The organism is Citrobacter telavivensis (genome assembly GCA_009363175.1).
GTDB classification, from domain to species: Bacteria; Pseudomonadota; Gammaproteobacteria; order Enterobacterales; family Enterobacteriaceae; genus Citrobacter_A; species Citrobacter_A telavivensis.
Genome location: CP045205.1, coordinates 1,209,106 through 1,220,882, shown reverse-complemented (window position 1 = coordinate 1,220,882; position 11,777 = coordinate 1,209,106). Strand labels below are relative to the sequence as shown.

Below are 11,777 nucleotides of genomic sequence, written 5' to 3'. Positions count from 1 at the left end.
GTACATGACTATTCAGAGCATTAAAAAAATTGCCGTAATCAGTACCCTTAGCCTGGCGGCGTTCACCCTCAACGCTTATGCCGCAGAGCGAATCGCGTTTATCCCCAAACTGGTTGGCGTGGGATTCTTTACCAGTGGCGGTAACGGTGCCCTGGAGGCGGGCAAAGCGCTGGGCGTCGATGTCACCTATGACGGTCCGACGGAGCCCAGCGTGTCCGGTCAGGTTCAGCTCATCAATAACTTCGTCAACCAGGGGTATAACGCCATTGTGGTTTCCGCCGTGTCGCCGGATGGTTTATGTCCGGCGTTAAAACGCGCCATGCAGCGCGGCGTGAAAGTGCTGACCTGGGATTCTGACACCAAGCCGGAATGCCGTTCGTACTATATCAACCAGGGCACGCCTGCTCAGTTAGGCGGCATGCTGGTCGATATGGCCGCAAACCAGGTCAAAAAAGAGAAAGCCAAAGTAGCCTTCTTCTACTCCAGCCCGACCGTGACCGATCAGAACCAGTGGGTGAAAGAGGCAAAAGACAAAATCGCCAAAGATCATCCGGGCTGGGAAGTCGTCACCACTCAGTTTGGCTATAACGACGCCACCAAATCGCTGCAAACCGCAGAAGGCATCATTAAAGCGTATGCCGATCTTGACGCCATCATCGCACCGGATGCCAACGCCCTTCCCGCCGCCGCTCAGGCCGCTGAAAACCTGAAAAACACCAGCGTGGCGATTGTCGGTTTCAGTACGCCAAACGTGATGCGTCCTTATGTTGAACGCGGCACGGTGAAAGAGTTTGGCCTCTGGGACGTGGTCCAGCAGGGCAAGATCTCCGTATACGTGGCTGACGCGTTGCTGAAAAAAGGCGACATGAATACCGGCGACAAGCTGGACATTCCGGGCGTGGGCCAGGTCGAGGTCTCGCCGAACAGCGTTCAGGGCTACAGCTATGAAGCGAAAGGCAACGGCATTGTGCTTCTGCCTGAACGCGTGGTGTTCACCAAAGAGAACATCGACAAATACGATTTCTGAGTTTCATTCCTTAACCATGGAGTAAAAAATGGCTGATTTAGATGACATCAAAGATGGCAAGGATTTCCATACCGATACGCCGCAGCGCAACACCCCGTTCACGCTTAAGGGATGCGGCGCGCTTGACTGGGGGATGCAGTCCCGACTGTCGCGCATTTTTAATCCTGAGACGGGAAGAACGGTCATGCTCGCGTTTGACCATGGCTATTTTCAGGGGCCGACGACGGGACTGGAGCGTATTGATATCAATATCGCCCCGCTGTTCCCGCTCGCCGATGTGCTGATGTGCACACGTGGCATCCTGCGCAGTGTCGTGCCACCCGCCACCAACAAGCCGGTGGTCCTGCGCGCCTCAGGCGCTAACTCTATTCTCACCGAGCTTAGCAATGAGGCGGTCGCACTTTCCATTGATGATGCCGTTCGTCTCAACAGTTGCGCCGTGGCGGCACAGGTGTATATCGGCAGTGAGTACGAGCACCAGTCGATCAAAAATATCATTCAGTTGATCGATGCCGGCATCAAAGTCGGTATGCCGACGATGGCGGTAACCGGCGTGGGGAAAGACATGGTGCGCGATCAGCGCTACTTCTCACTCGCCACCCGTATCGCCGCAGAAATGGGGGCGCAGATCATCAAGACCTACTATGTCGATAAAGGTTTTGAGCGCATCGCCGCGGGTTGCCCGGTCCCGATTGTTATCGCCGGCGGTAAAAAATTACCTGAACGTGAAGCGCTTGAGATGTGCTGGCAGGCCATCGACCAGGGGGCATCCGGTGTGGATATGGGACGTAACATCTTCCAGTCCGATCACCCTGTCGCCATGATGAAGGCCGTCCACGCGGTGGTACATCGCAATGAAACCGCTGAACGCGCGTATGAACTCTATCTGAGCGAGAAAAACTAAAAGGTCATGGGCCTGCCTGGCGGGCCCATGCGTTTCAAGGAGAACAGTATGCATGTCACTCTGGTGGAAATTAACGTCCACGACGATAAGGTTGACGAATTTATCGACGTATTTCGCCTCAATCATCTGGGGTCTGTGCGTGAAGAGGGGAATCTGCGTTTTGATGTGTTGCAGGATCCGGAGGTTAAGAGCCGCTTTTATATTTATGAAGCCTATAAGGATGAAGCCGCCGTGGCGTTCCATAAAACAACGCCCCACTACCTCGCCTGCGTTGAAAAACTGGAATCGCTGATGAGCTGCCCACGAAAAAAACGCGTCTTCAATGGACTGATGCCATAAGGATCTCAAAAATGAACCGTCCCTTTTCCGGTTTGAATCGCGCAGAGTGCGTATCGTTGATGAAGCGCTACCCGTTAAGCATCGGTATTCTTGCCGGCCAGTGGCTCAAACTCAATGAGTACCAGCAACATCTTCGCGCGCTTGAACAACCTGTTCTTCACCTGGATCTGATGGACGGCCATTTTTGCCCTCAGTTCACCGTTGGTCCCTGGGCTATCGCGCAACTGCCACAGCAGATGATTAAGGATGTTCACCTGATGGTGGATAATCCCTGGCCCGTCGTGCAGGCAAGCGTAAAGGCGGGCGCGCACTGCGTCACGTTACAGGTGGAAAACGCGCCGCATCTGCACCATATGCTCCATTGGCTTGGTGAGCAAACTGCAGAAGTCTCCGGTGGTACGATGCCGGTGTTGCGAGGGATTAGCCTGTGCCCGGCAACACCACTGGAACACATTCTGCCGGTTATTGAAGACGTTGAGATCGTGCAAATTCTGGCGGTGAATCCTGGCTACGGTAGCAAGCTCAGCAGGTCAGCCTTGCTGAGGCGCATCGCCCAGGTTGTCGCATTACTCAATGCATCCGGCAAGCGAGATTCCATTCTGCTGGCCGTTGACGGTTCGCTAACCCTGGAAGAACTCCCGGAGATCATTGCCAGCGGCGTCGATCGCGTGGTATCCGGCAGCGCCCTCTTCAGGAACGATGCTCTGGCTGAAAACACCACCCGCTGGCTAACGACGATACATTCAGCAAAGAGGTGATGAGGGGGAGTTCTGTTGGGTGGGCGTGATTTTCGGCATTACCTTGTTGAATTAGTTGAGGTTCGGGAGTCAGGGCGAGGCGATCTATTGTTGAAATGGCAAATCTTGTGTGGCGCGGTTTCCGGCAAGCCCGTTGACGTTTATTTTTCGTTTTTGGTGCGAAGGCCGGACTCGAATTTCACACCTAATAGACTGATACAAATGTAATTTATAAACAGGCATAAATGGTTATACCCGCACTTGTACCCACAAGTTAAAATCCGTACAAAAAACAGACATCGCAAGTAGGTATAAAGCCATACCAGTAAAACACCGATATGGCAGTCAAAGCAAGATTCAGGCAGGCAGGAAAGTTTTCTTCAGAGGTACCAAAAGTTTGGTCTCAATATCCACTTGCTCATAGTTCTCAATAAGCGCACGGACGAGATCATCAAGCGTCCAGAGCGTTAGTGGTATCGTAGAACGGTCGGCTTCATATCGAGCATCTTTTGTAAAACCACCGGTACTGACATAAAGCCCGCGATCGTCTTTATGGCGACCTCCGATAAAGCTGCGGATCTGTTGGCTTCCCATTTGCTCCCTGCGATGTTTTACCTCAACGATAATACGTGGATTTTCAAAACCGAATCCATCAGGTGAAGCAATGATATCTTTACCCCGATCGGCTCCCGCAGGTGACACCTGCGTTTTATAGCCCATACTGCGTAAAACTCCGGCAACCAGATTTTGCATCTCGTCCCAGTCAAGAGAGTTGATGCGATCTTTGATACCTTCAAACGCGAGCATTTCCATATCGCGGAGCGGATCAGAAACGACCTCATCTTCATCCATCGCAATTGGATTCTGAGTAATCACATCTACCGTAGGTTTCTTATCCTGCAAAAGCTCTTCTAGAGCATATTCTGGAAGCTGGAAAACCGTCAGCGTGGAGCCCAATGTGTTTTTGGTAGCAACAGACAATCGATCGCGATCGATTTCTTCAGTATTCCATTTAACCTGTCGAGCGATTCCCATCCCCTCTTCTACCCATTCAGGGTGGTACTGGAAATCAGATGTAACCTTACCTAGCAGATAAGTACGATTGGCTGGCGAATAGGTAATAACCCAATCACCCTTTTGGATCTCATTCACAAAACGCCAGACCTGCGATGCACCAGAACGGGCTGTTCCCAGCTTTGTTAAGGGATCTGCCTCCTGGTATAAGGCGAGTAACTGGGCTCGGGACAGGCCGGGTTTGACTAATGGAGCCAGCTGAGACCAACCGATGCCTACAATTTGCTTATCGCGAAAATCGTCATAGAGCTTGCCGCCATCGCCACGAATCATCCACATTCTGTTGCCCATACCAGTCCCTTCATGAGGAAAAGAAATTAAGCTGGATCATAAGCTTGTTAGCCTCAAGCGTCAAAATCTTCAATAACGGCTACCTAGTAATCCAGGATAGTGTTTTGCGATGATATCGTTCATACATTCAATTAAATCATGGCGTTTGAAAGTAATATGCCCACTGCCTTTCCGAAAATATCTAATGATAAAAAGTTCGTCCTCGAAAACTTGCTGATCCGGATTATCACGCACAAATTCCATAAACCGGATGGAAACATCATGCCGATTATCGGGAAGAGTTTTACCATCCAACAAATAGAACATCCGCTCCAGATCGGCTAACTGATCGAGCCGCCAGCCCCAATTCAGGCTGTAGCCCCATCGGTTATGCTTCACCAGATTATTGATGATGATCTTCCTACCGAAACAGCAAGGATTGTTGGTTTTATAGTTCCAGCTTAGCCCTTTGAATACGTTGATAATCCCTCGTTCGAAAACATCCTGTTTATTGTGGTGGAGTTGTTCAAAGGTACTCAGGATGTTGGCTTCGCTGATGGCCGGAAGATCACCCTCTTCGAGGTTTTTAGCCCACTGACTACGAGCCTCGGCATCCATTAAGGTCAACATCCCGGACTTCAGCATCAGATCGCGCCAGATGCTGCGATCGATATTGCGGATTATAATCGGCATCGCTTTGTCCACGGGTTGCATCAGCCAGCAGTCAAAGGAATGGCCCTGTCGCATCGCCCAATGCTCTGCCACATCACCACCGATGCTGGAGGTTAGCCGAGAGATGTCATCAAGCTGATGGATCAGGACTTCTATTTCGCTCAGCGCAGCATCACGTCCTGTGACGATACGTTCAATACTGGTCGAGCAAATTAGCTCATTATGGTCAGTTAAGACTTCAGCTTCTGTTTGCATGATTTTTTCCATATAAAAGCAAACACGCCTGCCGGGAGTAGCAGGCGCATGTTGAAATGAGTAAATAAGGAAGACAGATCAGGAATGTAATTCGGGAAGGAGGTTCGCAAGATTCAGCATGTCGAAATATTACGGCTTTATCGCAACAGGCCAGTTGCCTGTCTTGCCCGCAGAATATCTACAGCCCGTAGATAAGGAGATTGTTCCTGCCAGCTAAATCCCTTCCTGTCGATACGGACCAGCTCGTATTTTTCCACCAGAAAATTCACGGCATCAGCCAGTGTGATACCGGCATCAATGTGTTCCTGAATCACAGTTTCATCACTGAATGGCGTGTCGTTCAGTGTCAGGCCATAGTGCTGTTCAAGCAGGCGTGTCAGTAAGATTTGCCAGACAGTCAGGGGCGACAGAGAAGGCTTCGTCGCCCGCGAAATTGTAGCAGGTTGAGGTTTCATGCTTGCTCTCGTGAAATTAGTTAGCGTTGAGTGGGATAAACTGCGATGTATACGTAGCCGCAACTGCCAAGGGTATCGGCTTCGCAGGTAAAACCGTTGTGGTATAGGATGACGCAGTGGGCCTGTCGGGGATTCACCTCCCCGGTGGTAAGCATCGATTCCATCTGGCTGATAAAGTGCGGGAATGTTTCATTCAGCTTCTGGCATTCGGCGTCACTGAACTTGCCGGTGATGCTGGCCCGGTCAGCTAAATAATGCAGCCGGTTTCCTTCCTGTACCAGACGGGCTCCCAGGCGTGGCGTGATATCCCGCTGCAGGCCCCATGTGATGTTGCTCATTTATAACCTCCTTTATTATCAGTTCAGGGTGATACTCATCAGACAGACATACGGTTCGTTGCGGTTCTGGCGGCGTTCGGCGTATACCGCCAGCACTCCTGTGATATCCGGAACTTCCCTGCCTGTGTAATGACAGACGCTACCGTGCCACTGGTATTTGCCGGTGCAGTATCGAAAGATTCGGGACTCAGGATGCTGGCGGTAAATCGTCATCGCCCGGCGTTTACTGATAATTTTCATGTCATACCTCACAGCAGACCGTGTTCCGCGAACGAATAGATTTGCCTGCCACCGACAATCAGATGGTCAGGGACACGGATATCCACCAGCTGAAGTACCTGCACCAGTCGCTGCGTGAGGGCTTTATCAGCCTGGCTGGGCGTCGTCTCACCGGAAGGATGGTTATGCGCCAGTATCACCGCTGCGGCATTGAAATACAGGGCACGCTTAACGACCTCCCGGGGATACACCTCGGTGCGGTTAATCGTGCCGCTAAAGAGCGTCTCATGGGCAATAAGCTGATTCTGGTTGTCCAGATACAGCACCCGGAACTCTTCCCGCTCAAGCGCGGCCATATGCAGTCGCAGCCATTCACGGACAGCATGTGTGGTGGTGAAGACCCCCCCGGGCTCATGCAGGTGTCGGTCCAGAGCCCTGAGAGCACGCTGAATGAGACGCCGGTCCTGTGGCGTCATCTCACCGGGTAAAAAGGACAGCTGTTTCATTCGTTGTTCCTCTGGTCAGTCAATGATGCGCAAAATGGCGTGGGCTTCAGGATGCTGCAGGGCATAGTCCCGCAGGCGGCGATAGTGCTCCGTCATGGCATCGCATTCGGTGCGACAGGCGTGATGGCTGTATTCAATCAGGCAGACAGCGATACCTGCGGCTTCTGCACTCATTTGGGCACCATTGCCGTTCATGCTGTTGAACATATGCCATTTATCGTCAGCGTCAGAGGCCATAAACGCGCCGCCATTGCTGAGGGTGTAAAAGGACCAGATACCGCCGCTGTAGGCCTCACAGAAGCGGTCCATCCATGCAAAAATACGTGGCTCCAGGGTTATCCACTGCGGAATGGTGCCAAAGTGCCGAGGCCAGAAATCGATACGCTGTTCGTCGGGTACCTGCGTGACGGTCAGTTCAAATTCGGATTGGTTAGCGAGTACGAGGTCGTGCTGTGTCTGCGTTGTCATGTAAATGTCTCCGTTAATAAAAAACGCCAGCGGCGAGGGCTGGCGTGTGGGGTAATAAAGGATGGTCAGGAAATGGCCGTCGGGAATGGGGTTTGTCAGTCGGTGAGTAACGTCCTGCGGATGCCATAGCGCCGGATATTTGGGTTGAGTCCTGCACCGGCATCGGGCTCAAAATTCCATGCACGCCAGACCATGCCGCCATCATCGTCGCGCACAACCAGACGAAAATGCGTGTTCTGGTCATCTTCGATGGTGACGTTGTGGTACAGACTGATAATGACTTTGGCCTGCTGCCGGGTAAAAGAACCAGGTGGTAGTAACGGGGATTCAGGCATGTTGAAGACCTTAAAAAGTAAAAAGCCCTGTTGCACATGTGCAACAGGGCTGGTCGAATGACTAATGTGAAAAGCCGTCAGGGTTGATCGAGACAATCCTGCCAGGTGATATCTTTTAGCGCATCGTGCAAGCCACGGGCACTGAACGGTTTCGATTCCCCTGACTGAAAGGCGGTGAAAGCCAGTGTGTCTTTTGCTCCTGTGTGCTTCAGTGCTTCAAAAGCCACCTGAGCCGGAACAGTCTCGCCCGGGAGCAGAGTTTCATTCTCAAGCGAGTATTTTTCATCGTTTATCAGAAGGTACACCTCGCTCATTCCTTCATCAGAGGTGGCGCGGTAATCCTCCTTCGGGAGCTGCCAGGCCACAACCATCTTTTTATTGCTGCAACTGATGGTCAGCTTCTCTCCGGCCTGATTGTCGCTGCTGAGTGCAAACTCCATACCGCCCGTATTACCGTACCATTCGCCCCACTGTTGTTCAGTTACCGTTGCATGAGTGATGGCCGGGGTCAGCAGAGACAGCAGGACAGGCAAACAGTGTTTAATTTTCATACTGTTATCCTTTTTAGTTCATTAGCGCTGGTTCAGTTTTTCTTTATATGTGTCTATCTGTGCCTTTAGCTGTGCCAGCGCAGCTGGAGCAATATCGGCGTCAACACGGATAAAATCCTCGCTGAACACGCTGAACTTCACCGGGAGCTTAAATTTGCTCGCACCTGGCCCGCTCAGAATGGCTGTTCCTGTTTGAGTGTTATCACTGATCGGCTGTGCATTCTCAATCATCAGGCACGACACATCTTCATTAATGGAATCCCATACTTTTTGACCAATGGCCCTGCAGGCGGCTGAGTGATATTGAGTAAGGTTCAGATGTGCCTTTTTCGCTTTATCGAAGTCGCTCTCTTTTTGTGGATGAGCTTTGTAATAATCGCGCTTTTTCTGTAACTGCTCTTCCCGGCGCTTCTGCGCCTGCTGCTGATTGAGCTTATCAATTTCATCCGTATCCGGACGTGCGGTAATGACACCCTCACTGAGGGTTATGCGGACCGGGTAGATGTTGCCGTTACTCAGGTTAGCAACCGCCAGATAACGGCCTTCAGATAATGTTCTGGTGATATCGACTGAAACACAAGACTCCCGCGAATTGAGGTTCTCAAGCATATCGTTTACCGCCAGACAGCCTGATGCTTTGACCGTACTCTCCGGTGATGCAGCAAAGCTGGAGCCAGCAACCATTGCCAGCAGAGGTAATAATTTAATCAGTTTCATTTTTTTCCTTACTGAAATCAGATGAATAGTTTTTGTGAATACATAAATGCCCCGGATAATACCCACCGGTACATCAGTGGGCAGTGTTAGGGCGAGGAGTCGGCTGGATACCCCGGTTTTTGACAACTCTGGCGATAACAGCATCGGACTCCTCTTTGCTGCCCGGTGGATAAAAAGTTGCGCTATTCCGGCCTGTTATCAACCGGAACAAACGCAAGCAGTGACTGCTGAATAAATCGAAAATGGGGTAAGGCCTGAATGAACACCGGGTCTTCAGCCAGACGGCATAAATTGTCGTTACGTCTGAAAGACTCCTGCAGGGGCTGAACCAGATGAATTTCATCCAGCGTGAACACGGCAATATGTCCGTTATGCTCGGCAATCAGATACCAGGTCTGCTGGTGGATGAGTAACCGGCACGGAGCCAATCGCTCGCAGCGCTGCCCGTCAGCAAGCAGTGTGACTTTTCTGCGGTCAGTAATTGCCTGAACCAGTCGCCAGAATGACAGAGGTTCTGACGGTGAGGATGCCGGACTGGCAGGTGGTATAACGCATGGAGCTTCATCACACATCAACAACGCATTCACCAGTCGGCGGTCAAGGCCCGGAAAAAGCCCGGCCAGCCCGCTGCGGTGGGCAAAGATAAGCACATCAGGCACCATCTGCATCTCACTGCCAGCGGTGCGCAGGCGGCAATAGCCGGACTGATACTCAAGGTCGAGGTACATAAGACGTTCACGAAAATCCCGTCGCAGCGTGCGTACCGATACGCCAAACTCTGCCGCCAGCTTACGCACACTCAACGTTTCCCCGGCAACCAGGCGGCTGATTATCAGCGACAGCCTGACCGCCAGTCGGTCATGGCGACGTTCTGCCTGTGTCATGAGAAGTTCTCCGGGAAAGTTAACTGACTGAAAATGATGTGATTACTTTAAAGAGGGGCGCGGTCAGGGTATGGACACCGCAGTAACTATTTTTCATTTCTGCAAAAGCCAGATGTGACGGGAGTTTCAGGCCATCCCCGGGGAGTGAGGACCGCTAGTACGTCGCAATGCGGACAGGTAATGTCCGACATTAACAATATGGCAACATGAAACGTCTACTGCAGTTGCGTGAGCAGTGTTTCTGCCATCACCCAAAGCGCACGGTTAAGCTTCACATCCCCATCAATGCCACGCACAGCACGGGTATGCGTCCGTCCACCTTTAGCATTACGGCCACTGATTCCTCCCTTAATCAGGTTTTCCTGCACACGCTGATAAGTGGTCCACAGGTCATTGCTTTCATCCTGCCAGCGGCGCGGGGAGAGTATCTGCGATTCAGTAACAGGCAGGTGGTCTTCACCAAAGCGATACGTCAGTGCGGCTTTTGCCAGTGCCTGCTGAGCAGGTGGTGATAGTATCAGCGACTGCATGGCATCCCGCTTCTCCTCCACACGGTCGAAAATCCCCAGCACCTCATAGGCCCCTTCAATCACCTGACTCACCACATCCCCCTTGTGTGGCACCCTTACCTCGCCAAACGACTCACCGCAGACAAGTCCATTTTGACACACAGCCCTGAACAGGCCCGGCAACATCTGGTACGAGCTGGTGCCATCATGGGAGTTGAGCAGAATAATTTCCGGTACCTGCTTACCGGTAATCTGCCCCTCCCGACGCAGGCGCAGCATATGCTTTGTATGTTCACGACGACCGGGGTCACGCACGCGGGTCTGACAGGCAAAGAACGGCTGGAAGCCCTCCTGCTGCAGGCTGTCCAGCAAAGAGATGGTGGGTATATATGTGTATCTTTCACTACGGGATTCGTGTTTGTCCTGGCTGAATACGCTGGGTACCACGCGAAACAGCTCTTCACGGGTTAACGGACGGTCACGACGAATAAGATTTGCAGCGCCAAAGCGCGAAGCCAGACGGGTCATAAGCAGACTCCTCATAACGGAAAACAAATAAAAGAAAGCCCTGTCGCATGAAGGCGACAGGGCTCGGGAAACAACAGGCGGGATTAAATACTCAGAAGAAAAAATTCCAGACGGTACGGGCAACCGATACCACTGTATCGCGTACCGCCCTGATAACTGCCCGCACCGGGGCCGGGATCAGCGGCAGGGCACTCACCGCATCCAGTGCCGCGCCGACCGTTTCACCAAAATCGTCACGCGCTTTTTTCTGGACTGTTGGTGTACGAAAGGGATGTTGCAGTTGCGCGACCATCGGGCTGCTGGCCTCTCGCGGCAGACACTTAATCATCCGCTCAGTCATCATCCGCAATCCCCACTTAGCCCGAACTGAAATGGCGCACACAGGATGTACAGGCCGGAACAGTTCATGCAGCAGGCAGATTTTGCGGCTGATATTCTGCTTTTGCTCCGTGGACAGTTGACCACTACCGCTGGTGGGTTCAGTCTTATCTGACTGGCTGATAACAAACAGCACCTTATGCCGGTAAGTCTCATCAATTACCTGATGATAAAAGTGTTCATCCACCGCCAGAGCACGGTCATCAGCCTTAATCAGCCATAGAACAAGGTCGAGTCGGGGTAGTTGTTCACGGTACAGCGCAGCATACTCGGCATCGCGGGCATTGCTTTCTCCCACGCCGGGCAGATCAACGATTGTCATCAGACGTTCACCGACCTGCAGACGAAAGCGCAGTGCCTCACGCGTACAGGCGACCACATCACTGACCAGCGATATCTCCCCAGCAAAGAGTGCATTGCAAAGACTGGATTTACCGGCTCCTGTTTTACCCATAATCCCTATAACCGGCTCGTAATTTGTCAGGTTATTTATGTGTTGTAAAATACGTTCCGATACCCAATCAGGCAGAGCTGACAGTGTTTGTTGAATTGCTTGAACATTATCTGAGTTATGCATGAAAGCATCTCCGGAGAAATAAAATAATTAGGCA

General features: G+C 51.8%; 17 protein-coding genes. 4 read left to right on the top strand and 13 right to left on the bottom strand.

Going from position 1 to position 11,777, the window contains the following annotated elements; translation table 11 throughout:
* The first annotated feature begins 4 nt into the window (after nucleotides 1-4).
* Genes lsrB through GBC03_08045 form a run of 4 tightly spaced genes read left to right on the top strand, consistent with a single transcriptional unit; the run spans nucleotide 5 to nucleotide 3,028 of the window.
* Nucleotides 5-1,027 (top strand): autoinducer 2 ABC transporter substrate-binding protein LsrB, encoded by a 1,023-nt coding sequence (gene lsrB, locus GBC03_08060; protein QFS70162.1) that lies wholly within the window; start codon nucleotides 5-7, stop codon nucleotides 1,025-1,027.
* A gap of 28 nt (nucleotides 1,028-1,055) precedes the next feature.
* Nucleotides 1,056-1,931: a 3-hydroxy-5-phosphonooxypentane-2,4-dione thiolase gene (gene lsrF / locus GBC03_08055; GenBank protein QFS70161.1), complete on the top strand. Its 876-nt coding sequence runs from the start codon at nucleotides 1,056-1,058 to the stop codon at nucleotides 1,929-1,931.
* A 48-nt stretch (nucleotides 1,932-1,979) separates the two neighbouring features.
* The gene (gene lsrG / locus GBC03_08050) at nucleotides 1,980-2,270 is read left to right on the top strand and encodes a (4S)-4-hydroxy-5-phosphonooxypentane-2,3-dione isomerase (GenBank protein ID QFS70160.1); all 291 of its coding nucleotides are present in this window, start codon (nucleotides 1,980-1,982) and stop codon (nucleotides 2,268-2,270) included.
* Nucleotides 2,271-2,281: 11 nt separating this feature from the next.
* Nucleotides 2,282-3,028 (top strand): epimerase, encoded by a 747-nt coding sequence (locus tag GBC03_08045; GenBank protein ID QFS70159.1) that lies wholly within the window; start codon nucleotides 2,282-2,284, stop codon nucleotides 3,026-3,028.
* A 336-nt stretch (nucleotides 3,029-3,364) separates the two neighbouring features.
* Here the strand turns inward: GBC03_08045 and GBC03_08040 are convergent, their stop codons facing one another.
* The 13 genes from GBC03_08040 to GBC03_07980 form a co-directional block, all read right to left on the bottom strand.
* Nucleotides 3,365-4,354, bottom strand: a complete 990-nt coding sequence (locus GBC03_08040) for a restriction endonuclease (GenBank protein ID QFS73947.1) — start codon at nucleotides 4,352-4,354, stop codon at nucleotides 3,365-3,367.
* Nucleotides 4,355-4,441: 87 nt separating this feature from the next.
* Complete coding sequence (locus GBC03_08035) at nucleotides 4,442-5,278, bottom strand: DUF4942 domain-containing protein (protein QFS70158.1); 837 nt, start codon at nucleotides 5,276-5,278, stop codon at nucleotides 4,442-4,444.
* Nucleotides 5,279-5,415: 137 nt separating this feature from the next.
* On the bottom strand, nucleotides 5,416-5,733 hold the full coding sequence (locus GBC03_08030) for a toxin (GenBank protein ID QFS70157.1): 318 nt from the start codon (nucleotides 5,731-5,733) through the stop codon (nucleotides 5,416-5,418).
* A gap of 20 nt (nucleotides 5,734-5,753) precedes the next feature.
* Entirely contained in the window at nucleotides 5,754-6,071 is a 318-nt protein-coding gene (locus GBC03_08025) for a type IV toxin-antitoxin system YeeU family antitoxin (protein QFS70156.1), read from the bottom strand.
* 18 nt (nucleotides 6,072-6,089) lie between these two features.
* Nucleotides 6,090-6,311 (bottom strand): DUF987 family protein, encoded by a 222-nt coding sequence (locus GBC03_08020; GenBank protein ID QFS70155.1) that lies wholly within the window; start codon nucleotides 6,309-6,311, stop codon nucleotides 6,090-6,092.
* A gap of 8 nt (nucleotides 6,312-6,319) precedes the next feature.
* A complete protein-coding gene (gene radC, locus GBC03_08015) occupies nucleotides 6,320-6,796 on the bottom strand; it encodes a DNA repair protein RadC (GenBank protein ID QFS70154.1) in 477 nt (158 codons plus the stop codon).
* Nucleotides 6,797-6,811: 15 nt separating this feature from the next.
* Complete coding sequence (locus GBC03_08010; protein QFS70153.1) at nucleotides 6,812-7,264, bottom strand: antirestriction protein; 453 nt, start codon at nucleotides 7,262-7,264, stop codon at nucleotides 6,812-6,814.
* Between the two features lie 95 nt (nucleotides 7,265-7,359).
* The gene (locus tag GBC03_08005; GenBank protein QFS70152.1) at nucleotides 7,360-7,599 is read right to left on the bottom strand and encodes a DUF905 domain-containing protein; all 240 of its coding nucleotides are present in this window, start codon (nucleotides 7,597-7,599) and stop codon (nucleotides 7,360-7,362) included.
* A gap of 77 nt (nucleotides 7,600-7,676) precedes the next feature.
* Complete coding sequence (locus GBC03_08000; protein QFS70151.1) at nucleotides 7,677-8,150, bottom strand: hypothetical protein; 474 nt, start codon at nucleotides 8,148-8,150, stop codon at nucleotides 7,677-7,679.
* Nucleotides 8,151-8,171: 21 nt separating this feature from the next.
* Nucleotides 8,172-9,011 carry a hypothetical protein gene (locus GBC03_07995; GenBank protein QFS70150.1) on the bottom strand — a complete coding sequence of 280 codons (840 nt, stop codon included), beginning with the start codon at nucleotides 9,009-9,011 and terminating at the stop codon, nucleotides 8,172-8,174.
* A gap of 38 nt (nucleotides 9,012-9,049) precedes the next feature.
* Nucleotides 9,050-9,751 (bottom strand): WYL domain-containing protein, encoded by a 702-nt coding sequence (locus tag GBC03_07990; protein QFS70149.1) that lies wholly within the window; start codon nucleotides 9,749-9,751, stop codon nucleotides 9,050-9,052.
* A 215-nt stretch (nucleotides 9,752-9,966) separates the two neighbouring features.
* Complete coding sequence (locus GBC03_07985) at nucleotides 9,967-10,788, bottom strand: DUF932 domain-containing protein (protein QFS70148.1); 822 nt, start codon at nucleotides 10,786-10,788, stop codon at nucleotides 9,967-9,969.
* A 91-nt stretch (nucleotides 10,789-10,879) separates the two neighbouring features.
* Nucleotides 10,880-11,743 carry a hypothetical protein gene (locus tag GBC03_07980; GenBank protein QFS70147.1) on the bottom strand — a complete coding sequence of 288 codons (864 nt, stop codon included), beginning with the start codon at nucleotides 11,741-11,743 and terminating at the stop codon, nucleotides 10,880-10,882.
* Between the last annotated feature and the right edge of the window lie 34 nt (nucleotides 11,744-11,777).

Bases quoted from the DNA above. Each gene is read 5' to 3' on its own strand.
- lsrB (QFS70162.1), top strand. From the start codon at position 5: ATGACTATTCAGAGCATTAAAAAAATTGCCGTAATCAGTACCCTTAGC.
- lsrF (QFS70161.1), top strand. From the start codon at position 1,056: ATGGCTGATTTAGATGACATCAAAGATGGCAAGGATTTCCATACCGAT.
- lsrG (QFS70160.1), top strand. From the start codon at position 1,980: ATGCATGTCACTCTGGTGGAAATTAACGTCCACGACGATAAGGTTGAC.
- GBC03_08045 (QFS70159.1), top strand. From the start codon at position 2,282: ATGAACCGTCCCTTTTCCGGTTTGAATCGCGCAGAGTGCGTATCGTTG.
- GBC03_08040 (QFS73947.1), bottom strand. From the start codon at position 4,354: ATGATTCGTGGCGATGGCGGCAAGCTCTATGACGATTTTCGCGATAAG.
- GBC03_08035 (QFS70158.1), bottom strand. From the start codon at position 5,278: ATGCAAACAGAAGCTGAAGTCTTAACTGACCATAATGAGCTAATTTGC.
- GBC03_08030 (QFS70157.1), bottom strand. From the start codon at position 5,733: ATGAAACCTCAACCTGCTACAATTTCGCGGGCGACGAAGCCTTCTCTG.
- GBC03_08025 (QFS70156.1), bottom strand. From the start codon at position 6,071: ATGAGCAACATCACATGGGGCCTGCAGCGGGATATCACGCCACGCCTG.
- GBC03_08020 (QFS70155.1), bottom strand. From the start codon at position 6,311: ATGAAAATTATCAGTAAACGCCGGGCGATGACGATTTACCGCCAGCAT.
- radC (QFS70154.1), bottom strand. From the start codon at position 6,796: ATGAAACAGCTGTCCTTTTTACCCGGTGAGATGACGCCACAGGACCGG.
- GBC03_08010 (QFS70153.1), bottom strand. From the start codon at position 7,264: ATGACAACGCAGACACAGCACGACCTCGTACTCGCTAACCAATCCGAA.
- GBC03_08005 (QFS70152.1), bottom strand. From the start codon at position 7,599: ATGCCTGAATCCCCGTTACTACCACCTGGTTCTTTTACCCGGCAGCAG.
- GBC03_08000 (QFS70151.1), bottom strand. From the start codon at position 8,150: ATGAAAATTAAACACTGTTTGCCTGTCCTGCTGTCTCTGCTGACCCCG.
- GBC03_07995 (QFS70150.1), bottom strand. From the start codon at position 9,011: ATGCTGTTATCGCCAGAGTTGTCAAAAACCGGGGTATCCAGCCGACTC.
- GBC03_07990 (QFS70149.1), bottom strand. From the start codon at position 9,751: ATGACACAGGCAGAACGTCGCCATGACCGACTGGCGGTCAGGCTGTCG.
- GBC03_07985 (QFS70148.1), bottom strand. From the start codon at position 10,788: ATGACCCGTCTGGCTTCGCGCTTTGGCGCTGCAAATCTTATTCGTCGT.
- GBC03_07980 (QFS70147.1), bottom strand. From the start codon at position 11,743: ATGCATAACTCAGATAATGTTCAAGCAATTCAACAAACACTGTCAGCT.